Below are 19,857 nucleotides of genomic sequence, written 5' to 3'. Positions count from 1 at the left end.
ATGGCAGACATTAAAGTTCCTGAATTAGCAGAATCAATTTCAGAGGGAACGATTGCCCAATGGTTAAAAAAGAAGGGTGATCAAGTTCAAAAAGGTGAATATATTGTTGAATTGGAAACTGATAAGGTTAATGTAGAAATCATCTCAGATTATGATGGCGTTTTAACTGATCTCCTGGCTGAAGAAGGGGACACGGTTAAGGTTGGGGAGACAATCGCGGTTGTTAGTGAAGCAGGCAGCACGGATAGTGAGGAAAAGTCGAATGGTGGGCAAAAAGCTGAAACAGGAAAGCAAGCGGAATCTCCTGATGAATCTGCTGCCAGCAGCGAAGCTCCATCTGAAGGGTCACATAGTGACAAAGCTTCAGAAAGCCAGGATAAAGAAGCAGCTGACGGAGTCAGTGAAAGAATCATTGCTTCACCGGCTGCAAGGAAGCTAGCTAGGGAAAAAGGAATTGATTTAAGCCAGGTTCATTCAAAAGATCCACTTGGAAGAGTCCGGAAACAGGATGTGGATTCCTATAAAGCGGGACAAACTGTTGAGCAAAAAACCGAAGTCAAAAAGCCGGACAATGTAAAACAAACAGTACCAGTCAATTCCGAAGATAGTAAGTCTGTGGAAAGAATCAGAATGTCAAGAAGGCGCCAGACAATTGCCAATAGACTGGTCGAGGTTCAGCAAACAGCTGCGATGCTGACTACTTTCAATGAGGTGGACATGACCGCTGTCATGGAATTAAGGAAGAAATGGAAAGACCGCTTTTATGAAGAAAATGATGTACGCTTAGGCTTTATGTCATTCTTCACAAAGGCAGTCGTAGCAGCCCTCAAGAAAACACCATATTTAAATGCTGAGATTCAGGGTGATGAAATTGTCCTGAAAAAGTTCTATGATATCGGTGTCGCTGTCGCTGCAGATGAAGGCCTGGTTGTTCCGGTAATCAGGGACGCTGACAGAAAGAATTTTGCAGAGATCGAGAGAGATATAAACGAATTGGCTGAAAAAGCTCGGACAAACAAACTCTCCTTAAAAGATCTCCAGGGTGGTACTTTTACAATCACCAATGGTGGAGTTTTTGGTTCACTGCTTTCTACACCAATCATCAATGGGCCTCAGGTAGGAATCCTTGGCATGCATACAATTCAGCTGCGCCCAGTAGCGATTGATAAAGAGAGAATGGAAAACAGGCCAATGATGTATATTGCTTTGTCCTATGACCACAGAATTGTCGACGGCAAAGAAGCAGTGACATTCTTAAAACGAATAAAAGATCTGATGGAAGATCCAGAATCATTGCTTTTGCAAGGATAAAAAAAATCACTGCCGTGGATACACGGCAGTGATTTTTTTACTATTGTCTTCTGGCTTCATGTTTCAATCAACGGTTCTTAAACGGTTTCAGACCTCTTTTGGAAATTTCTACTTTTAAAATCTTTGCCCATTCTTTATCACTTTCCGACTTTAATGCATCACGATACGAGACCACCAATTGTTCATTGCTCATAATTTTCATTTGCATTCCTCCTCGGTAGAATGGATTGAATTTTCAAACTATATATATAGTTTCATTCATTGTAATGGTTTATTAAGGATTTGAAAACCCATAATGAAGATTTTTTTTTAGTAAATTTTTCATTTATTTTTTCATAAATAGGCGCCGTTAATCTTAACTGTTTATTCCGCTTCAGACACTTGCTCTGTGCGTGCGGCCTGTGGTCTCCTCGGTGGCAGTAATGCCAGCGAAGTGGAAATGAAACCTAATAAGAATCATTTTACTTAGGTCTCCACCGACCTGTTTATTCAGAAGGATAATGAATGGCTTCCTCCAATATACCGACGCACGAAGTAACAACCAATATCAACTTCGGAGGTGACTCCCATCATCTGCATCATTCCAATAGAGTTTGTAAATCGAGTGTGACAGGAACTAAGTTTACAAAAACACTTAAATTCATCATCACCACATTATTAATAAAAAAAAGTTTGCATTTTAAATATCATTGATTTATTATATACCCATAAGGGTATTCCGTTGAGGAATGAATACCCGACACATAAATAATATGAAAAGTTATTCAGGGAGGAATATCAATGGGTATGCAAGCAATTACAGCAGAAAAATTAAATGAGTGGGTTGTTAACCAAAAGGAATTCTTTATTTTTGATGTAAGAAATGAAAAGGATTTTGAGGACTGGAAGGTTGAAGGAAGTAACATTCAATATTTAAATATTCCTTATTTTGAATTGATTGACGGTGTGGATGAAGTTGTTAACCAGCTTCCAAAGGATAAAGACATAGTTGTCATTTGCGCAAAGGAAGGATCTTCCGTAATGGTAGCTGAAATGCTCTCCGATGCAGGATTTGTTGTTTCTTATCTTTCAGGCGGAATGAAATCATGGAGTGAATATTTATATCCTGTCGAAGTTTATAAGGATGATCAAATCAAGGTAATGCAATTCATTCGTGTTGGCAAGGGCTGCTTATCATATATGGTTTTATCCGATAATGAAGCACTTGTCGTTGATCCTTCAAGATTCACAGACAGGTATACTGAAGTGGCTGAAAGGGAAAACGTAAAAATTACTCACATTGTTGATTCACATTTGCATGCTGATCACTTGTCTGGCGGAAAGCAGCTAGCTGAATTGACAGGGGCAAAATATTACCTTATGAAGAGTGAAGGCGCTGTATTTAACTTTGAAGCTTTAGAGCAACATGATAAAATTGAATTCGACAGTATTAGCCTTGAAGTATTAGCTGTTAAGACTCCTGGTCATACCCCTGGCAGTGTTTCGTTTTTTGTGAATAATAAGCTTCTTTTCTCAGGAGATACTATTTTTGTAAACGGACTCGGCCGCCCTGATTTAGGCGGTAAAGCAGCAGAATGGGCAAAGGACCTATACGATACTGTATATAGCAAGGTTTCTCAAATTGCTGATGATGTAATCGTATTGCCAGGGCATTATGCTGACTTCGATGGTGAAGTCAATGATGATGGTTTCATTGGAAGTCAGTTAGGGTTAATCCGAAATCAAAATGAAATGATGGAAGGCAAGACAATTGAAGAATTTGTCGACCACGTTGCACAATCGGCATCGAGTGATACACCTCCAAATTTTGAAGATATTGTCGCAATCAACCGCGGGGTAAAAGATGTTACTGCAGATGAAGCGATGGAACTGGAAATCGGGCCAAATCGCTGTGCAGTTCATCACACACACTAATAGAGATAAGAAGAGGAGAGCAGCGCTTTCCTCTTCTTATCTATCTTGATAAATGATGGTGAGAACATAAAAACTAATGAGGTGAAAGTGATGGAAGAAAAAACTAAAAATAATCATTGTGCAGGCGGATCCTGAGGCATCGGATCAAAGCGTACAGCTAAAGCTAAAGAGGAAACAGGCAAGTTTTCCGGTTTTCCTCCAATATGACCAGCTACGTACGTTTGGCTCCTGGCAGGAGTCATTTACTTGATATCAAAATTATTTTAATGAAGCTTCAAAAGTCATAATCCTCAAAAGTGGCTCTATTATTTTTTAAGAGGCAAGGGTACAGGAATAACATATATTTGGCATGATATTGATTCGAAGCAGGAAAAATCCCTGCTTTTTTTATTGTTTTTATGAAAGAGGAAGGAATATATTTTTAAAATATCGAATATTCAAACATATGTGTTATAGTTTATAGTAAACGTTTACATATCTATCTTAATTAGGAGGTTTAAAGATGGAAAGTTTGCTGCCATACACTATTGGTGAATTATTAGAGGTTCAGGCCAAAAGCTATCCTGATCATGAAGCTGTTGTTTATGCTGACCGAAACCTGAGAATGAGTTATTCAGAATTTAATCGTCTTAGCAGGAAAGCGGCCAGAGGATTGATGAAGCTGGGTGTGCAAAAGGGAGAAAATGTATCAGTATGGTCCTCGAATACTCCTGAATGGGTGGTAACCCAGTTCGCCACTGGAAAAATGGGCGCTGTTCTTGTAACTGTAAACACCAATTATCGGACTGCTGAGCTTGAGTACCTTTTAAGGCAATCCGATTCTACTACAATTATTTTAATGGAACACTTTAAAGATGCTTCATATATTGAAATGTTGTATGAAATTGTTCCAGAGCTTAAAACAAGCGAGCCAGGCAAGCTTGAAAGCGGCAGACTTCCATTCCTGAAAAATGTCATTGTGATGGGTGATAAACGTTTTCCAGGGACATTTAGCTGGCAGGATATCCTTGACATGGCGGATGATGTTTCAGAAGACGAGCTTGACAGAAGGATGGGAACACTAAAACAAAGCGAAGTAATTAATATGCAATACACTTCTGGTACAACTGGCTTTCCTAAAGGTGTAATGCTGACTCACCGAAATATTGTCAATAACGCTTATAATGTAGCGTTAGCTATGAAACTGACAGATCAAGACAGACTCTGCATTCCAGTGCCATTTTTCCATTGCTTTGGCTGTGTGATGGGGACACTTGCCTGTGCCACAGTAGGGGCAACAATGGTGCCAGTACAGGAATTCAATCCTAAAGTCGTTCTTGAAACGGTAGAAAAAGAGAAGTGTACAGCGTTGCACGGTGTGCCGACCATGTTCATCGCAGAATTGAATGACAATGATTTTGATAAATATAATCTGTCAACATTAAGAACAGGTATTATGGCTGGATCTAATTGCCCTATTGAGGTAATGAAAGCTGTCAATGAAAAAATGGGAGCAACAGAAATTACAATCGCTTATGGACAAACCGAATCGTCTCCGGTTATAACCCAGACTAGAACAAACGATCCTCTCGAATTGAGAGTGGAAACAGTCGGCAAGGCTTTGCCACATGTTGAAGCAAAGATTGTTAAGCCTGGTACAACGGAAGAAGTGCCACGGGGAGTCCAGGGAGAACTTTGCACACGTGGATATCTTGTTATGGAGGGGTATTATAAGAATCCTGATGCAACTAGAGAGGCGATCGATGAAGAAGGCTGGCTTCATACAGGAGATTTAGCTGTCATGGATGAAAACGGCTATTGCAGGATTACAGGAAGATTAAAAGACATGATCATTAGGGGAGGAGAAAATATTTATCCTCGGGAAATTGAAGAATTCCTTTACACACACCCTAAGGTGCTGGATGTTCAGGTTGTAGGCATTCCGGATAGCGTATATGGTGAGGAAGTCATGGCCTGGATAATTTTAAAAGAAGGCGAAACGGCTAGCGCTTCTGAAATGAAAGAATACTGTCAGGGAAAAATCTCAAAATATAAAATTCCAAGATACTTTGAGTTCACTCAAAGCTATCCGATGACAGCTTCTGGGAAAATACAGAAGTTCAAGCTTAGGGAGCAGGCTTTGGAAGTAGTTCAGGAGCTTAAAAATATATAAAAATTTGGCTCTGTTATAGCTGAATGTTGATTTTTATACCCTGTTGATTGTAGTGGAAGGCGCGAAGACTCCTGCGGGCTAAAGCTAGACAGATGAGACCCCGCAGGAGCAAAGCGACGAGGAGGCTCAGCGCCAGCCCCGCGGAAAGCGAAGCGCCTGGAACGAAAATCAACAGCCTTGTTTAACAGAGCCGAAAATTTAAAGTATTGATATATGCATTGTTAATGATGTTTATTTGATTTGCAAAATTTTTTTGTGAAATTACGAAATAAAAAATATCATTTTGAACATTTTGTTACAACTGCACTGCTGATATATTATTTATCAATATTACTCCCTATAATATAGTGTATACACCTGCAATTTGAAGTTCAATGCAGGACTATGGGGGTATGTTCAAATGAAGTGGCTGATAGTGATCGTACTGTCAATCTTAAGCATATTATTCCTGGAAAAAGGGATTGAATTATGGACCGTTATCAAACACGTAGATGGTGATGGAATCGGAATAAGCTTTATGGGAATGAGCATCAGCGAGAGGGTCCTAATTGAAAGCATCCCAGGCTATGCACTTGGCTTTACGATTGCTTCGCTTATTCCTATCCTTGTGGCAATAAATTTAGCCTTAAGAATGAAGCCAAAAAAGAAAATGGATACGACAAATATATAAGTAAGCCGGTGGTTCTCCAGGGAACACTGGCTTATTTTTTTCTCTATATAACTGTCAGTTCTCTTAGTAAATATTAGAGTTATTTATTCGAATGAGAACGGATGTTACTACCTCATATGGAAGGGAATTATAATACAAAAAGGAAGTTAATGATGGAGGGAACGATTATGTGTGGAAGGTTTTCGTTATTTGAATCCATTGATTCGCTGCAAGAACAGTTTAACTTTGAATATTATGGGGATCTCGAACCTCGATATAACATTGCCCCCGGACAGGATATTTTTACTGTTTTCCATAATGGAGAAGGCAGGGAAGGTGTGAAAATGAGATGGGGCTTCATTCCGTTTTGGGCGGAGGAAGAAAAAATCGGATATAAAATGATAAATGCTCGAGCTGAAACAGTTGATGAAAAGGCAAGCTTCAAAAATGCTTTGAAAAAAAGACGCTGTCTTATTCTCACTGATGGTTTTTACGAGTGGAAAAAAGAAGGGAGCCAGAAACAGCCCTTCCGATTTGGGATGAAAGACAAGAAGCCATTTGCCTTGGCTGGGCTATGGGAAAATTGGAGTAAAAATGGAAAGAACATTACCTCCTGCACCATCATCACAACTACTCCAAATGATGTAACGAGAAATGTCCATGACAGAATGCCCGTCATCCTTCCTGAAGACAGGCTGGATATGTGGCTTGACCGATCGATGGAGGAGACAAATGAACTGAAGAAATTACTTGTCCCTTACCAGGCAGAATTGATGGAAGGTTATGAAGTATCTACGGCAATAAATTCAGCTAAAAACGAAGGTGAGGATTTGATATTGCCGCTTAACAGTCTTTAGCGAAATATAATCTTTTTTTATTGGGATGTTTAATACAAGCTTGGATGGTGGTATATAAAGACACAGCCAACACCAAGATGAATACATCCTGGAAAGAGGAGATTAACATGAACGGATTAACAAAAAACGGATTTTATGAATTGATTTATAATAACGAGCGCTTCTCATTTTTACAGTATATTCGCAAAGATATTATTTGTGATGTTTGTTATATAACTTTAAAAAATGTGATCACGGGTGAAACTATTACTTTTAAACAATCAGAAATACGCGGATTCCAACTCGCGGGTGAAGAAGCTAATGCAAGCTAACTATTGCTAAATAGATTGCCTTTTCTTTATACTAAAGAGTATTAGATAAAGTAAAGGAAGTGGCAGCAAATGATTCACCAGAACTGGCACGAACGCGAAACGAACAAAAAACTAAAATGCGTTCATACAGATGCAAAAAAATACATTGTTAATAACAAGCTCACTAATGGAAAAGTGTATGATGTTAAAAATGAAACAGAAGAATTTTATTTCATAGTAGATAACTCCGGTAAAGTAGGCGGTTACTACAAAGAGTATTTTGAAGAAATTAACTAATAAGGAAGGCTGCCGCAGATAATGCGGCAGCCTTTTTTTAGGTTGTTTTCGTAACTTGTCCTATAGTTATTTGGATTAAGTAAACAAGAGCTCTTATTGGTGTTCAGTTTTTCCAAATATTGTTTTTTCAAGTAACCAAGAGGGCTTATTGGAGATCCGTTTTTCCAAAATATGTTTTTTTAAGTAACCTAGAGACCATATTGGTGGATCAATTTAACATGACATTTTTTAGTCTACAATCATTCGTGTGTGAAGAAGCGGGGTGAACGGTCTCTGAAGGTTGCTTATGACCACTTGCTAGAGAAAGAATCTTTTGCCGGGTACGAAAGGATGCTCGCTTTCAGCGGGCCTTGTGCAACCTTGGCATTGAGAGCTCTTGCCTGGTAAAAATGATCTCTAGTTCATATCAGGATTCCTGCACTTTCCTCTTTTGTCTTCGATTTGTTTAAAAAATTCATTTCAAAACATCAATCATTGTGAAAGTAGTCTTTTCGGTTGTAATTCGTCAGTGATATGATAAAGGCATATATAAGCATTGAGAGAGTGATGGAGAATGAAAAAGAAGATCAGTCTTGAGGGTCCTACCGTTACATTGATGCCAATGGAAATGGAGCAGTTAAATGATTTATGGAATGTTGCTCAGGCTCAGGAAATTTGGGAATTCACCGCATCAAAAATCAAGAGCAAGGAAGATATGAAACTGACAATCGAGGCTGCCACAGCAGAAAGAGAAAAAGGTATCCAGATGCCTTTCGTAGTGGTAGATAAAGAAAGTGGCAAGATGATTGGAAGCTCCCGTTATCTTGATGTGTCAAGCTCCCACAAAAGCCTGGAAATCGGTTGGACATGGTACCATCCGGATTATTGGAGGACTAGAGTTAATACGGAAACGAAGTTCCTGATGCTGCAGTATGCATTCGAGGAGATGGATATGAATCGTGTCCAATTCTGCACGGATTTTAGAAATATTCGTTCCCAAACAGCAATTTCTCGTCTTGGCGCGAAAAAGGAAGGCGTACTCCGCAGACATCGGGTAATTGCTGATGGTTATGTAAGAGACACTGTTGTTTTTAGTATCATTAAAGAAGAATGGCCAATGGTGAAACTAACATTACAGGATATGATGAAAAGAATATAGCCGGTGTAAATTTAATGGCACATCGGCAATTTACCGATGTGCCATATGGTGCTTATTCCTTTATGAAAGATGGCTAAGAATTTGAAAAAATGATTAAAGGACTCGTGTTCTCATTCATGTTCCTATATTCGGCCAAGCAAAAACTTTATGTGCGAAAGAGGTCTTGTGTTCAGGGCGTGGTATACTGAGTTACCCTTCTTTCTGTGTATACGTTTTTCTCTTCATCATCAATAAGGAAAGTTTTTGGTCTAGCTCTTCATATTCAGGATTATCCTTGCTCATAAAAGAAAGCCGCCCAATAACAGCAGTAATATCGTTTTGAAGGACAATGAGCTGTTCTTCTCTTTCTTTATCACTGGAAAAAGAAGGGGCAGGCTGGTTGAATTCCTTTAAGCCTGTTTCTTTTCGGGTAATCTTTTCACCATCGATTATAAGGAGCTTTTCGCTGATTTTATTCAGGAAATAAACATCGTGCGAAACAATTAGCATCGAGCCTTGAAATTCCATCAAAGTTTTCTCCAGACTTTCCCTGCTGGCTAAATCAAGATGATTAGTAGGTTCATCAAGGATCAGTAGATCAATATCATTCATGAGCATCAAGACCAGTTTTATTCGAGTTCGTTCTCCGAGGCTCAAACTGCCGATTGGGACATTAAGCTTTTCCTCGTTCAAGCCAATGTTCGCAAAAATGGTCCTGGCCTTGCGAAGTTCATCGCGATCAGTCAATCCTGTGTACTCTAACGCTGTTTTGGCAGAAGGGAGATCCGAGACATCCTGGCTCAGGTATCCAATCTTTACCGATTCGCTTATCCACATATTACCAGTGGTAGCTTCCGCTTCACCTAGGAGCATTTTTAAAAGTGTAGTTTTTCCGCTTCCATTTACACCGATAATCGCCATTCTTTCACAATGATTCATATAAAAATGACTCTCTTTAAATAGGCAACGATTTCCAAACCATTTTTCCAGTCCTGATGCTTCTAATATCCTTTTTCCGCGTTTCTTGCTTTCCTGGAATTGAAAGTTTACGTTAGCTGCTTGTTTTGGCTGTTGAACTTCATTTTTTTCAAGCTCCTGATTCAATCGTTTCATCTTGGATTTAATCTGAATATCCATTTTCTTTGCTTTAACACGATGGTATTCCTTAAAGCCGATTTGTCTTCTTTCTGAACTGCTGCCTTGTTTGGTAGAATCCCTATGGGCTTTTTCCGACCAATTTTTCAAATTGGCAATCTGCTGTTGAATTTGTTCTTTGTATTTTTGCTGTGTTTCGTATTGATGAAGCTGAATCTCATAAAGTCTTTGTTTTTCTTTGCGGTAAGCAGAATAGTTACCATTAAACCATTTGGTTACTCCATCTTCAATTTCAATGACCTCATTAATTGTCCGATCAAGGAAATACCGATCGTGAGAGATAATGATGACTGATCCTTTAAACCCAGCCAATTCTTTAATTAGCCACTCAGTGCCATGCAGATCCAAGTGGTTTGTTGGTTCATCAAGTATCAATAATTCAGGTCTGTCCGCCCATACTCTTGCAAGTGAGAGTTTTAATTTTTCACCCCCGCTTAAATTCGCGAGCTGATTTTCATCCCATTCCAGGAGGTTAATAAGTCCTAGATGGCTGGAGTGCATTAAAAGATTAGACTCTGAATTGGAGAGGGCTTCTTGATACTCATTGATTGTATACTCTGTTGATTGTTTAAGATAACCCATGTTTACCGTGCTGCCGAAAGTTTCAATAAATCCGGCATCTGGCAAGTAATTCCCATAAATAATATTAGCTAAAGTTGTTTTGCCAGCACCATTGTTTCCGACAAGTCCAATCCTGCTCCCTTGCTTGATTTCAAATTCTGCGTTTTTGATGATCGTCCTGTCATTAAAGCTCTTCTGAATACCTCTTATTTTCAACAATGTCATAAAAACTCCACCTTTCTTTTTTTGCCTTATTAATTAAAGGTGAGTATTATATCCATTAAAAAAACCTCCCTGTAGTTACCCGGGAGGTCTGCAAAACATTCGCATAAGATTTACTGTACACAAAATAAAGCATGATACTGAAAATGACAGCATGCTTAGGCTTGCATTTAAATCGATATGGAATGGTAAAATGAGCAGACTAATCCTATTTCCGGGCAACACGTTTTTCATATTCGAAAAATCGGGCAGAAAATAAGATTAGTACTTCATCGGCTCTTTACCATTCCTTTCAAGTATCATTAACTAAAAGTATAACTTCCTGTAAAAATATATGTCAACCATAAAAATTCTTTTGGAGGGCTGTATTGAAAATAAACGATTTTCCCAGAGTTCAAAGTAAACATCCAGGATATTCCGCGTTTCTTACTTCAGCTGGCGAAACTTTTGCAAGAGTGTAAGTAAAGGAACTGATTGTTTTTTTGGACAATCATAAGTTAGGTTTTACTCAGCCTGTATGAAATGAAAAAGCCAGGGAAAGCATGTCCCTGGCTACAGTGTATAAGATTATATTTGTTGTTCGACTTTGATTTGACTTTTTTGGCCGCCGTACATCTTTCTTGCCAGCAAATTTTGGGCAATGAGCAAGATCCCGCCAACTGTCCAATAAAGCGGAAGGGCAGATGGAGCGTTCAAAGAGAACATGACGATCATAATTGGTGAAATCAGCCCCATGAACTTCATTTGCTTTTGCTGCTCTATTGTCATATTCGATTGAGAGACTTTAAATTGCAAATAGTATATTATTCCTGCTGCGGCAGTAATCCATATATCTGAATGCCCCAGATTGAACCATAGGAATGAATGGCTTGCAATTTCGGAAGAACTTTTTATTGCATAGTAGAGTCCCATTAATATAGGCATTTGTATCAGCATTGGCAGGCAGCCAACAGATAGGGGATTAACGCCATGCTTCTGGTACAACCCCATCATTTCCTGCTGTAATTTCTTTTGTTCAGCGGAATCCTTAGTACTTTTGATCTTTTTTTGAATCTGATCCATTTCTGGTTTAAGGACTTCCATCTTTTCTTTCATATTCTGCTGGTTTTTATATTGCTTCAGCATAAGCGGCATTAAGATTAATCTTATCATTATGGTAATGAAAATAATCGCCAATCCAAAACTGCCACCAGTTAGGCTGGCAAAATTGTGAATCAGCCATGCGAATGGGTTGACAAATGTTGACTGAAAAAAAGAGCCATCATTGGTCATTGACTGGCATCCTGCTAAAAACATTGGCGTAAATAGTAATAAAATGATTGTGTAAAGTTTTTTCATTTTTCTCCTCCTGAAATTGATCTTTGTCAGTAAATAAGAGAGAAAAATGAATTATCATCATCACCTGGATCTATTTTTATTTTTATCCGTTTAAGTCGCAGCAGCTGGATTCTCAGACCCAGATCAGCTTGATTTTTAAAAGCTGTTTCTGAAACAGATGGTTTGAATTTAATATTTACTATATAGGATTCAGTGAAATAGGTATCACTTACAATCCAGAAGGCGGAAATTGACATGCTCAACAGCAAGGCCAAATAAACGCTATATAATCCAGTCGCATCCATGGACTGGGTGTACACCTCAAGCAGCATGCCTTCACCTCCGATATCCCAGCTCATTGTATAAGTATATGTCATTCCAATGCAGTAATCAATTTGAACTTTTATCCTATACGTATTGATGATCTAAAAGGTTTCATTTCCAAAGATTGTTATTGGGTGTGTGGTTTCAAAAGATGGAAAAAGGGCTAATTATATAGGACAATCCTTCAAATAATGCGCCTATTGAAAGGGGTAGCAAAAATGAAAACAGTATATGGATTAATGATCAATTCAGGAAGTGCTGAAGAGATGCTGTGGGACCATGGTGTTTGGGAAACAGAGGAAGCAGCTAAATTATATATAGAAACCGAAATGTCAAATATCAGCGGGATATGGATCGGGGAATTGAAGGTGAATGATTCCATTACTGAAGCTGCAGAAGATGCCGGCGATGTGATGGTTGAGTGCTCATTGTGCGGTATTGAATACAATGGGGAAGACGTTAATTCAACTGATTATGATGAAACAGTATGCATTTACTGCGAGCCGGGGTACAAGGAGAATATGAATATTGCCTGAATAAAGAAAAGCCATGGATTTGTTCCATGGCTTTTGCTTATGCAGATTTTGTGAGATTTGAATGTGGAACAAGAAGTTTCGCTGTTTCAAGCCTGTTGCGGACAATGATTCCAATCCAGGAAGCCAATGCAGCTTTAATGACTCCGACAATGATAAAAGGCACAAAGCCGCTAGTGAATGCCGCAGTCCATGACATTTCAAGTGCGATCTTTAACCAGACTGTTCCAAAAATAAGAGTGATCAGCATACCGATTATATTTCCGATCAAGGCATTCATAAAAGTAAAAGAAGTCTTTTCAAGCACCCAGCCAATGATGAAGGCCGCTGGGACAAAACCAACGAGATATCCTCCGGTAGGTCCTACAAGCTTTGAAAAACCGCCAGAGAATTCGGCAAAAACAGGTACACCAACTGCGCCGATAAATAGATAAAGCAGAACTGAAATAGTGCCATAACGAGATCCTAGTATAGTCGCAGCCAGACCGATTGCCAAGGTTTGCCCAGTGATCGGTACAACCGGAAGAGGAATCGTCATTTGAGCCAGAACACCGATAATGGCGGCAAATAAAGCGGTGATAATCATCATTCTTAGTTTCAGCTGTTGTTTGGTCATTCGATTGTTCTCCCCTTTGTTAACCTATATGCATTTTAGTTTACATATAGACTTTAATATTTTCAAATTTTTTTGTCAATGAAAATTTTCTTTAGCTTGATTTTACATATCAAGAATAAGGGAAAGATTAAAACAAGAATTCTTATGTAAAGGAGTGTTTATATGGATGAATTGGATCTGCATAAGATCTTTGAAACAGCGTTATTCCTGATTATGATTGCAGCAGGGATCACGGCCATTGCAAAGAAGGTTAAACAGCCTTATCCAATAGCGTTGGTTATCATAGGTACATTGATTGGATTAATGAACATTCCTATACTTGAGCCATTAAAAAATTTTATTACAGAAGGGGAAATTTTTAACTTTGTCATCATTACTTTATTTCTGCCTGCGTTGCTCGGTGAGGCATCCTTAAAGCTGCCCTTCTCCCATCTAAAAGATAATAAAGAGCCTATTCTTGTGTTGGCCTTTGGCGGAACACTAATATCGTTTCTGATCGTTGGCTTTTCTGCATATTATTTCCTGGACTTATCTTTGCCAGCTGCTTTTGTTTTTGGTGCCCTTATGAGCGCGACCGACCCAGTCAGTGTTCTTTCTATATTTAAAAGTGTGGGTGTTAAAAAGAGACTTGCAGTAGTCATTGAAGGAGAAAGCTTATTTAATGACGGATTAGCAGTTGTTTTATTTAAAATCTCTGCATTTTCATTAGTCTCATATTTGGATGCAGGCTGGTCAGGTCTTGGAATGGGGGTGTGGGATTTCGTACGAGTGATTTCTTTAGGATTAATGGTTGGAGGAGCTATGGGCTACGGGTTTTCTAAACTGACCAAATACTTCGATGACTATCCTTTAGAAATAATTTTTAGTATTTTGTTGTTCTATGGATCATTTCTGATTGCAGAAAGTATTCATGCCTCGGGCGTCATAGCAGTGGTAGTAGGGGCTCTGATATTCGGAAACTATGGTGCCCGTATCGGGATGAGCCCAACTACAAAGTTAAATATTAATAATTTTTGGGATGTTACGGCTTTATTAGCCAATTCGCTGGTATTCTTGATGGTAGGTTTAGAAATCACAAGGATTGATATCAATGATAAATGGTGGCTGATCATCTCGGCTATAGTGATTGTTCTGATCGCTAGAAGTGCGGCTGTATATGTGAGTATGGTGGCGATTAATAGCTTCAGTATGAAATGGAAACATATTCTTAACTGGGGAGGATTGAAAGGGTCATTGTCAATTGCCTTGGTTTTAAGTCTGCCCAGAGATTTTCAGGGAAGAGAAGACCTCCTGATTCTTGCTTTCAGTGTTGTTCTCTTTTCTCTTGTAGTTCAAGGGCTCTCTATAAAGCCTCTTATTTCGTTTCTGGGTATCAATAAAAAAGAAGAGAGTCACTCTGAATATGAACAGATTCTTGCCAAGCTATACAGATATGAAAATGCTATTAAAGGAATGAAGGATGCAAAAGGAAAATACTATATAACAAAAACTGTGTCTGAGGAATTAGTGAATAAATATCAATTGAAAATGGAAATAGCGGTCGCTGAGATGGATGAATTATATCTGAAATATCCAGAATTAAAGAAGAAACAGATGGAGACTTTGAGGAAATTTGCATATTATGCTGAACACGAAGCGATTGACAAACTGACAAAGGATGAAATCATTTCTTCTGAAATTGCAGATTTAGAACGGAAGGAAATCACAGAATCTATAGTAAGATTAACCTATAAAGAAAAAGGCTGACACACGGTGCCAGCCTTTTTCTGCTATGCCCAATAGGTAATAGTATCTAAAATTCCGAGTATGATTAAAATATACCCTGCAATCTTCTGGATAACCATGCCAAATTTGCGGCTTTTCTTCATTAAGGAACCATCAAGACCTATAAATGAAATGATCCCTGCGAAAATGATGACAGGAATTGAGGTGCCAATCGCAAAAATTGACGGCAAAGCAGCCCCGTATGACGAGCTAAGTACAATGGGCATAAGGGTGAAAAAGAATAACGAAAACATGGTGGGACAAAACGCAATTGAGAAGCTTACTCCCATTAAGAAAGAACCAGTTCGTCCATTTCCTTTCCATTTTGGCAAGAGCGATGTTAACCTAGTTAGCCAATTAAGTGTCAATACGCCGATAAGAGTAAATCCAATCAGAATGAATAATGGCCCCATAAGCTTCCTGAACAATGAAAAAAAGCCAGGCAAAATCTCCTGGAAGCTTTGGCCGATCAACCAAAAAGCCATTCCAAGCAAAGAGAAAACGGTGATTTTTCCTAGGATGAAGTAGCCTATATCAACCCATTGACTTCTTGTTTGCAGGCTGCGATTCCCATAATATGTGATGGCTCCAAGGTTTCCTGTCAGCTGGCAGGGTGCTAGGGCACCGACCAGTCCCAGCAAGAAACTCGCCAAAATAGGAATTTGTTCTGTTTGGTTAACCAGTGTAAAAAATGGACGGCTTAAGAACTGGCTGATTTCATTGAAAAACTGATACATCGAGAATACTCCTCCACCTGCAGCTGATATCTTAATCATACTTGATAAATATCAAAAAGGTGTGCAGAAAAAAACAGCAAGACAACTTTGTCTGCTGTTTTTTATAACCTATTAAACTATTCGAACCCAGGCTGTCAGTAATTCATATGCATGTTCAACTTCAGCATCGGCAGGAGGTTCAACGTCCTTTAAAGGATATTCCAGCCCTAGAGCCTCCCACTTGTAAACACCAAGCTTGTGGTACGGCAAAACTTCTACCTTTTTAACATTTTCAAGGGTGCCAATAAACTCTCCCAATAGAGTGAGGTCCTCGGTATCATTTGTCACTCCTGGTACAAGGACATGCCGTACCCAAATGGGAATATGAAGGTCTGAGAGGTAGCGGGCAAATTCAAGAATATGGTCATTAGCCATGCCTGTAAGTTTAATGTGCTTTTTCCTGTTGATATGCTTCAAATCCAATAAGACTAGGTCAGTATATTTCATTAACTCCGCCAGTTGCTCCTGAAAGAGGGGCGCACTTGAAAAACAGCCACCTGATGAATCAATAGCAGTATGGATACCTAGCGTTTTACACTCCTTGAAAAGCTCTGTAATAAACGGAATCTGCAGCAATGGCTCACCACCACTGACAGTTATGCCCCCGCCTGATGGTTGAATGAATGGTAAATAGGTAGTTAAATCATCGATGATTTCGGAAACAGCCACCTGTTTGCCAGTGCCGATCTCCCAGGTGTCTGCGTTATGGCAAAATTGGCAGCGCAGCAGGCACCCCTGTGTAAAGATAACGTAGCGGATTCCTGGTCCGTCGACAGTGCCAAATGTTTCAATAGAATGAATGTTTCCGTTCATGATGATTGCTCCTTTCTGGTAAAACAGGAGTTCCTGGAGAGTATGAGGGAACTCCATGTTCTCCGCCGCTTTCATACGGCTATTCATTACATAGATTCATGGAAAGTACGGTTGATTACATCCATTTGCTGCTCACGTGTCAGCTTGATGAAGTTTACAGCATAGCCAGATACACGAATGGTCAGCTGTGGATATTCTTCTGGGTGTTCCATTGCATTCATTAGAGTTTCTCTATTAAACACGTTAACATTTAAATGATGGCCATCTTTCATTGCGTAGCCATCGAGGATGGATACGAGATTGCTTGTGCGGCTTTCTTCCTCTTTTCCAAGCGCTTTTGGAACGATGGAGAAGGTGTTTGAGATTCCATCCATAGCATAGCTATATGGTAGTTTTGCGACAGAAGACAGGGAAGCAAGGGTTCCTTTTGTGTCCCGGCCATGCATTGGGTTTGCTCCTGGAGCGAATGGCTCGCCAGCCCTTCTGCCGTCTGGTGTATTTCCAGTTTTCTTACCATATACAACGTTTGAAGTGATTGTAAGAATTGACATTGTATGCAATGAATTGCGGTAAGTTGGGTGCTTGCGCAATTTTTTCATGAAGGTTTTAACAATTTCAACAGCAATGCTGTCAACACGGTCATCGTTGTTTCCGTATTTTGGGAAATCACCCTCAGATACAAAATCAACTGCAATGCCATTTTCATCGCGGATTACTTTAACCTTCCCGTATTTTATCGCGCTTAAGGAATCGGCTACGACACTTAATCCGGCAATTCCTGTTGCCATAGTGCGAAGGACTTCAGTATCGTGGAGCGCCATTTCGATTCTTTCATAGCTGTATTTGTCATGCATGTAATGAATGATGTTCAAAGTGTTGATATAAAGGCCTGCGAGCCATTCCATGACGTTATCGAATTTTGCCATGACTTCGTTATAGTCGAGAACGTCGCTTGTGATCGGGCTGAAACCAGGTGCCACTTGAATTTTGAGCTTCTCATCAACACCTCCGTTGATGGCATAGAGCAATGCTTTTGCAAGGTTTGCTCGTGCACCGAAGAACTGCATCTGTTTACCGATTTCCATTGCTGATACGCAGCAGGCGATACCATAGTCATCGCCGTATTCCGGGCGCATCAGGTCATCATTTTCGTATTGTATTGAGCTAGTTTTAATCGACATTTCCGCACAATACTTCTTAAAGTTCTCTGGAAGGCCAGGAGACCATAAAACAGTCAGGTTTGGTTCCGGAGCAGGTCCCAGATTATCTAATGTACGAAGGAATCGGAAAGAGTTTTTCGTAACAAGTGACTTGCCGCAATGCGCCATGCCGCCGATTGATTCCGTTACCCAGGTTGGGTCACCGCTGAACAATTCATTATAATCAGGTGTTCTTGCGAATTTTACAAGTCGGAGCTTCATGACGAAGTGGTCGACCAATTCCTGTGCTTCTTGTTCAGTCAAAGTGCCGTTTAGCAGGTCGCGTTCAATGAATATGTCCAGGAAGGATGCCACACGGCCAAGGCTCATTGCCGCACCGTTTTGTTCTTTGATTGCAGCTAGATAAGCGAAGTAAATCCACTGAAAAGCTTCTGTTGCGTTAGAAGCCGGCTTAGAAATATCATAGCCATAGCTTTCAGCAAGCTTTTTCAATTCATTTAATGCACGGTATTGTTCTGAGACTTCCTCTCTGAGGCGCATAGTGTCTTCTGTCATGACACTGCTTGTCAAACTGTGGTCTTTCTTCTTTTGCTCCATAAGGAAGTCAACACCATACAGCGCAACACGTCGGTAGTCCCCAATGATGCGTCCTCGTCCATAAGCATCTGGAAGCCCAGTGATGATACCAGCTTTCCGTGCCTGGAGCATTTCCTTTGTATAAACATCGAACACACCCTGGTTATGTGTCTTGCGAAAATCTGTGAAGATTTTTTCAACTTCCTTATTCAGTTCATAACCATATGCTTCACATGAAGCCTTAGCCATGCGGATGCCACCGAATGGCTGCATGGAGCGTTTAAATGGCTGATCTGTCTGGAAGCCAACAACCTTTTCTTTTGCTTTGTCCAGATAACCTGGACCATGAGAGGTGATTGTTGACACGACTTCTGTATCCATTGCCAAAACTCCGCCATTCTCGCGCTCCTGCTTTGTTAATTCCATGACCTGCTGCCATAAAAGGTTTGTTTCCTCAGTGGCTCCTGCCAGAAAGCTTGAATTACCTGTATATTCAGTGTAGTTATTTAAGATAAAATCTCGAACATTGATTTCTTCCTGCCAAGTACCGTTTTTAAAGCCTTTCCACTGTTCCATTTCAAGTCACCTCAGAAGTAATTTTTTATATAACAGTTACCACACTTTCATCATACTACGACTATAACAGTTTTGGTGTGACAATATTGTGAAAAGATGAACAATATGTGAATATCAATAATTAATCCGTTGTAAAAATATTTCCTGAGGAAACTGTATTATATAAATATATGATTTTGTTGGTGCTGTTATATAAAAAGAGGTATGATAACTTATACTATCAGGAAACGTTGCCACTATGGATGTATTGTTTTGTATGTTTTGTGTCAAATTGAGTAGAAGGGGAGATGAAGAAAAAGAAAAAACAGGATGTGGAATCCTGTTCTTAGAAAGGAAGATATTAATCAACCACAATGTAAGCGATCATCGGACCGCTATTTTCTGCTTTAGTGTGTATCATACAAATAAGTCGGTAGGTTCCTTCTTTGTCAAATTGCAGAGGAACGACTGTTTCTTCCCCCTTTTTAACGATCCCTTTAATATCTGTACCTTCAATAATGAATGGGTGTTCCTTACCATTAACCCCTAAAATTTTTAATCGGACTTTTTCTCCTTTTTCAACAAAGATGGTTCCTGGATCCCAACGGTAAGCCTCAATTTCTTTACCATCTTCTGTAGATGATTTAAATTCACCGGTTACCAGGTGAATCTCCCGGATTGTATCTTTTTGCTGGCTAATAGCTGGAGTGGCATCAGAGTTGAAGTTCATCCAAAATGATCCGATTATAGCAAGAAGAGCTAGGACACCAACTAAGTATAATGCACTTTTTTTCACAACGAAGAAATGCATATTTTCACCTCCTTTTTTAATATTTATGCTCGTCCATATAAAGAACTTGTCTAAATTTTTCAGGTTTATCGGTGTTTTTTTAAAAGA

The 19,857-nt window shown here is 39.5% G+C and carries 19 protein-coding genes; 10 read left to right on the top strand and 9 right to left on the bottom strand.

The window, feature by feature from the left end; genetic code table 11:
- On the top strand, positions 1 to 1,311 hold the full coding sequence (gene odhB, locus AABM38_RS14375; RefSeq protein ID WP_423407051.1) for a 2-oxoglutarate dehydrogenase complex dihydrolipoyllysine-residue succinyltransferase: 1,311 nt from the start codon (positions 1 to 3) through the stop codon (positions 1,309 to 1,311).
- 67 nt (positions 1,312 to 1,378) lie between these two features.
- Here the strand turns inward: odhB and sda are convergent, their stop codons facing one another.
- Positions 1,379 to 1,513, bottom strand: a complete 135-nt coding sequence (gene sda / locus AABM38_RS14370; protein WP_207499553.1) for a sporulation histidine kinase inhibitor Sda — start codon at positions 1,511 to 1,513, stop codon at positions 1,379 to 1,381.
- A gap of 578 nt (positions 1,514 to 2,091) precedes the next feature.
- Between sda and AABM38_RS14365 the strand changes: the two genes are divergently transcribed.
- From AABM38_RS14365 to AABM38_RS14335, 7 genes are all read left to right on the top strand, one after another.
- Complete coding sequence (locus AABM38_RS14365) at positions 2,092 to 3,225, top strand: MBL fold metallo-hydrolase (protein ID WP_423407050.1); 1,134 nt, start codon at positions 2,092 to 2,094, stop codon at positions 3,223 to 3,225.
- Between the two features lie 511 nt (positions 3,226 to 3,736).
- Positions 3,737 to 5,377, top strand: a complete 1,641-nt coding sequence (locus AABM38_RS14360) for an AMP-binding protein (protein WP_423410745.1) — start codon at positions 3,737 to 3,739, stop codon at positions 5,375 to 5,377.
- A gap of 400 nt (positions 5,378 to 5,777) precedes the next feature.
- Complete coding sequence (locus AABM38_RS14355; protein WP_423407049.1) at positions 5,778 to 6,047, top strand: hypothetical protein; 270 nt, start codon at positions 5,778 to 5,780, stop codon at positions 6,045 to 6,047.
- Positions 6,048 to 6,214: 167 nt separating this feature from the next.
- Positions 6,215 to 6,883, top strand: a complete 669-nt coding sequence (locus AABM38_RS14350; protein WP_423407048.1) for an SOS response-associated peptidase — start codon at positions 6,215 to 6,217, stop codon at positions 6,881 to 6,883.
- A 107-nt stretch (positions 6,884 to 6,990) separates the two neighbouring features.
- Positions 6,991 to 7,194 (top strand): hypothetical protein, encoded by a 204-nt coding sequence (locus tag AABM38_RS14345; RefSeq protein ID WP_423407047.1) that lies wholly within the window; start codon positions 6,991 to 6,993, stop codon positions 7,192 to 7,194.
- Between the two features lie 69 nt (positions 7,195 to 7,263).
- On the top strand, positions 7,264 to 7,470 hold the full coding sequence (locus tag AABM38_RS14340) for a DUF6501 family protein (protein ID WP_423407046.1): 207 nt from the start codon (positions 7,264 to 7,266) through the stop codon (positions 7,468 to 7,470).
- A gap of 553 nt (positions 7,471 to 8,023) precedes the next feature.
- Positions 8,024 to 8,608, top strand: coding sequence for a GNAT family N-acetyltransferase (locus AABM38_RS14335; RefSeq protein ID WP_423407045.1), 585 nt, complete (start codon positions 8,024 to 8,026; stop codon positions 8,606 to 8,608).
- 189 nt (positions 8,609 to 8,797) lie between these two features.
- On the opposite strand, the gene abc-f is transcribed toward AABM38_RS14335, so the two are convergent.
- The 3 genes from abc-f to AABM38_RS14320 form a co-directional block, all read right to left on the bottom strand.
- The gene (abc-f, locus tag AABM38_RS14330) at positions 8,798 to 10,528 is read right to left on the bottom strand and encodes a ribosomal protection-like ABC-F family protein (protein WP_423407044.1); all 1,731 of its coding nucleotides are present in this window, start codon (positions 10,526 to 10,528) and stop codon (positions 8,798 to 8,800) included.
- Positions 10,529 to 11,092: 564 nt separating this feature from the next.
- Positions 11,093 to 11,863, bottom strand: coding sequence for a membrane protein insertase YidC (yidC, locus tag AABM38_RS14325; RefSeq protein ID WP_423407043.1), 771 nt, complete (start codon positions 11,861 to 11,863; stop codon positions 11,093 to 11,095).
- Positions 11,864 to 11,889: 26 nt separating this feature from the next.
- Complete coding sequence (locus AABM38_RS14320; RefSeq protein ID WP_423407042.1) at positions 11,890 to 12,174, bottom strand: hypothetical protein; 285 nt, start codon at positions 12,172 to 12,174, stop codon at positions 11,890 to 11,892.
- 210 nt (positions 12,175 to 12,384) lie between these two features.
- Here AABM38_RS14320 and AABM38_RS14315 point away from each other — a divergent pair, with 210 nt between their 5' ends.
- The gene (locus tag AABM38_RS14315) at positions 12,385 to 12,702 is read left to right on the top strand and encodes a hypothetical protein (protein WP_423407041.1); all 318 of its coding nucleotides are present in this window, start codon (positions 12,385 to 12,387) and stop codon (positions 12,700 to 12,702) included.
- 37 nt (positions 12,703 to 12,739) lie between these two features.
- Here the strand turns inward: AABM38_RS14315 and AABM38_RS14310 are convergent, their stop codons facing one another.
- Positions 12,740 to 13,315: a biotin transporter BioY gene (locus AABM38_RS14310; protein WP_423407040.1), complete on the bottom strand. Its 576-nt coding sequence runs from the start codon at positions 13,313 to 13,315 to the stop codon at positions 12,740 to 12,742.
- Between the two features lie 162 nt (positions 13,316 to 13,477).
- Here AABM38_RS14310 and AABM38_RS14305 point away from each other — a divergent pair, with 162 nt between their 5' ends.
- A complete protein-coding gene (locus tag AABM38_RS14305) occupies positions 13,478 to 15,061 on the top strand; it encodes a cation:proton antiporter (protein WP_423407039.1) in 1,584 nt (527 codons plus the stop codon).
- A 23-nt stretch (positions 15,062 to 15,084) separates the two neighbouring features.
- Here AABM38_RS14305 and AABM38_RS14300 read toward each other — a convergent pair whose 3' ends face one another.
- The 4 genes from AABM38_RS14300 to AABM38_RS14285 all read right to left on the bottom strand — a co-directional run bounded on the left by AABM38_RS14300 (position 15,085) and on the right by AABM38_RS14285 (position 19,770).
- Positions 15,085 to 15,816, bottom strand: coding sequence for a sulfite exporter TauE/SafE family protein (locus AABM38_RS14300; protein ID WP_423407038.1), 732 nt, complete (start codon positions 15,814 to 15,816; stop codon positions 15,085 to 15,087).
- A 111-nt stretch (positions 15,817 to 15,927) separates the two neighbouring features.
- On the bottom strand, positions 15,928 to 16,671 hold the full coding sequence (gene pflA / locus AABM38_RS14295) for a pyruvate formate-lyase-activating protein (RefSeq protein ID WP_423410744.1): 744 nt from the start codon (positions 16,669 to 16,671) through the stop codon (positions 15,928 to 15,930).
- An 83-nt stretch (positions 16,672 to 16,754) separates the two neighbouring features.
- Entirely contained in the window at positions 16,755 to 18,980 is a 2,226-nt protein-coding gene (pflB, locus tag AABM38_RS14290; RefSeq protein WP_423407037.1) for a formate C-acetyltransferase, read from the bottom strand.
- Positions 18,981 to 19,320: 340 nt separating this feature from the next.
- Entirely contained in the window at positions 19,321 to 19,770 is a 450-nt protein-coding gene (locus AABM38_RS14285) for a cupredoxin domain-containing protein (RefSeq protein ID WP_423407036.1), read from the bottom strand.
- Between the last annotated feature and the right edge of the window lie 87 nt (positions 19,771 to 19,857).

The sequence above is a fragment of the Heyndrickxia sp. MSNUG genome, from assembly GCF_049532715.1.
GTDB lineage: Bacteria > Bacillota > Bacilli > Bacillales > Cytobacillaceae > Mesobacillus.
Note: the sequence above shows the minus strand (reverse complement) of the source record. Positions and strands in the feature narration are given on the sequence as shown.

Bases quoted from the DNA above. Each gene is read 5' to 3' on its own strand.
- AABM38_RS14305 (WP_423407039.1), top strand. From the start codon at position 13,478: ATGGATGAATTGGATCTGCATAAGATCTTTGAAACAGCGTTATTCCTG.
- AABM38_RS14350 (WP_423407048.1), top strand. From the start codon at position 6,215: ATGTGTGGAAGGTTTTCGTTATTTGAATCCATTGATTCGCTGCAAGAA.
- AABM38_RS14285 (WP_423407036.1), bottom strand. From the start codon at position 19,770: ATGCATTTCTTCGTTGTGAAAAAAAGTGCATTATACTTAGTTGGTGTC.
- AABM38_RS14310 (WP_423407040.1), bottom strand. From the start codon at position 13,315: ATGACCAAACAACAGCTGAAACTAAGAATGATGATTATCACCGCTTTA.
- AABM38_RS14315 (WP_423407041.1), top strand. From the start codon at position 12,385: ATGAAAACAGTATATGGATTAATGATCAATTCAGGAAGTGCTGAAGAG.
- pflB (WP_423407037.1), bottom strand. From the start codon at position 18,980: ATGGAACAGTGGAAAGGCTTTAAAAACGGTACTTGGCAGGAAGAAATC.
- AABM38_RS14320 (WP_423407042.1), bottom strand. From the start codon at position 12,174: ATGCTGCTTGAGGTGTACACCCAGTCCATGGATGCGACTGGATTATAT.
- sda (WP_207499553.1), bottom strand. From the start codon at position 1,513: ATGAAAATTATGAGCAATGAACAATTGGTGGTCTCGTATCGTGATGCA.
- odhB (WP_423407051.1), top strand. From the start codon at position 1: ATGGCAGACATTAAAGTTCCTGAATTAGCAGAATCAATTTCAGAGGGA.
- AABM38_RS14345 (WP_423407047.1), top strand. From the start codon at position 6,991: ATGAACGGATTAACAAAAAACGGATTTTATGAATTGATTTATAATAAC.
- abc-f (WP_423407044.1), bottom strand. From the start codon at position 10,528: ATGACATTGTTGAAAATAAGAGGTATTCAGAAGAGCTTTAATGACAGG.
- AABM38_RS14335 (WP_423407045.1), top strand. From the start codon at position 8,024: ATGAAAAAGAAGATCAGTCTTGAGGGTCCTACCGTTACATTGATGCCA.
- AABM38_RS14365 (WP_423407050.1), top strand. From the start codon at position 2,092: ATGGGTATGCAAGCAATTACAGCAGAAAAATTAAATGAGTGGGTTGTT.
- AABM38_RS14355 (WP_423407049.1), top strand. From the start codon at position 5,778: ATGAAGTGGCTGATAGTGATCGTACTGTCAATCTTAAGCATATTATTC.
- AABM38_RS14340 (WP_423407046.1), top strand. From the start codon at position 7,264: ATGATTCACCAGAACTGGCACGAACGCGAAACGAACAAAAAACTAAAA.
- yidC (WP_423407043.1), bottom strand. From the start codon at position 11,863: ATGAAAAAACTTTACACAATCATTTTATTACTATTTACGCCAATGTTT.
- AABM38_RS14300 (WP_423407038.1), bottom strand. From the start codon at position 15,816: ATGTATCAGTTTTTCAATGAAATCAGCCAGTTCTTAAGCCGTCCATTT.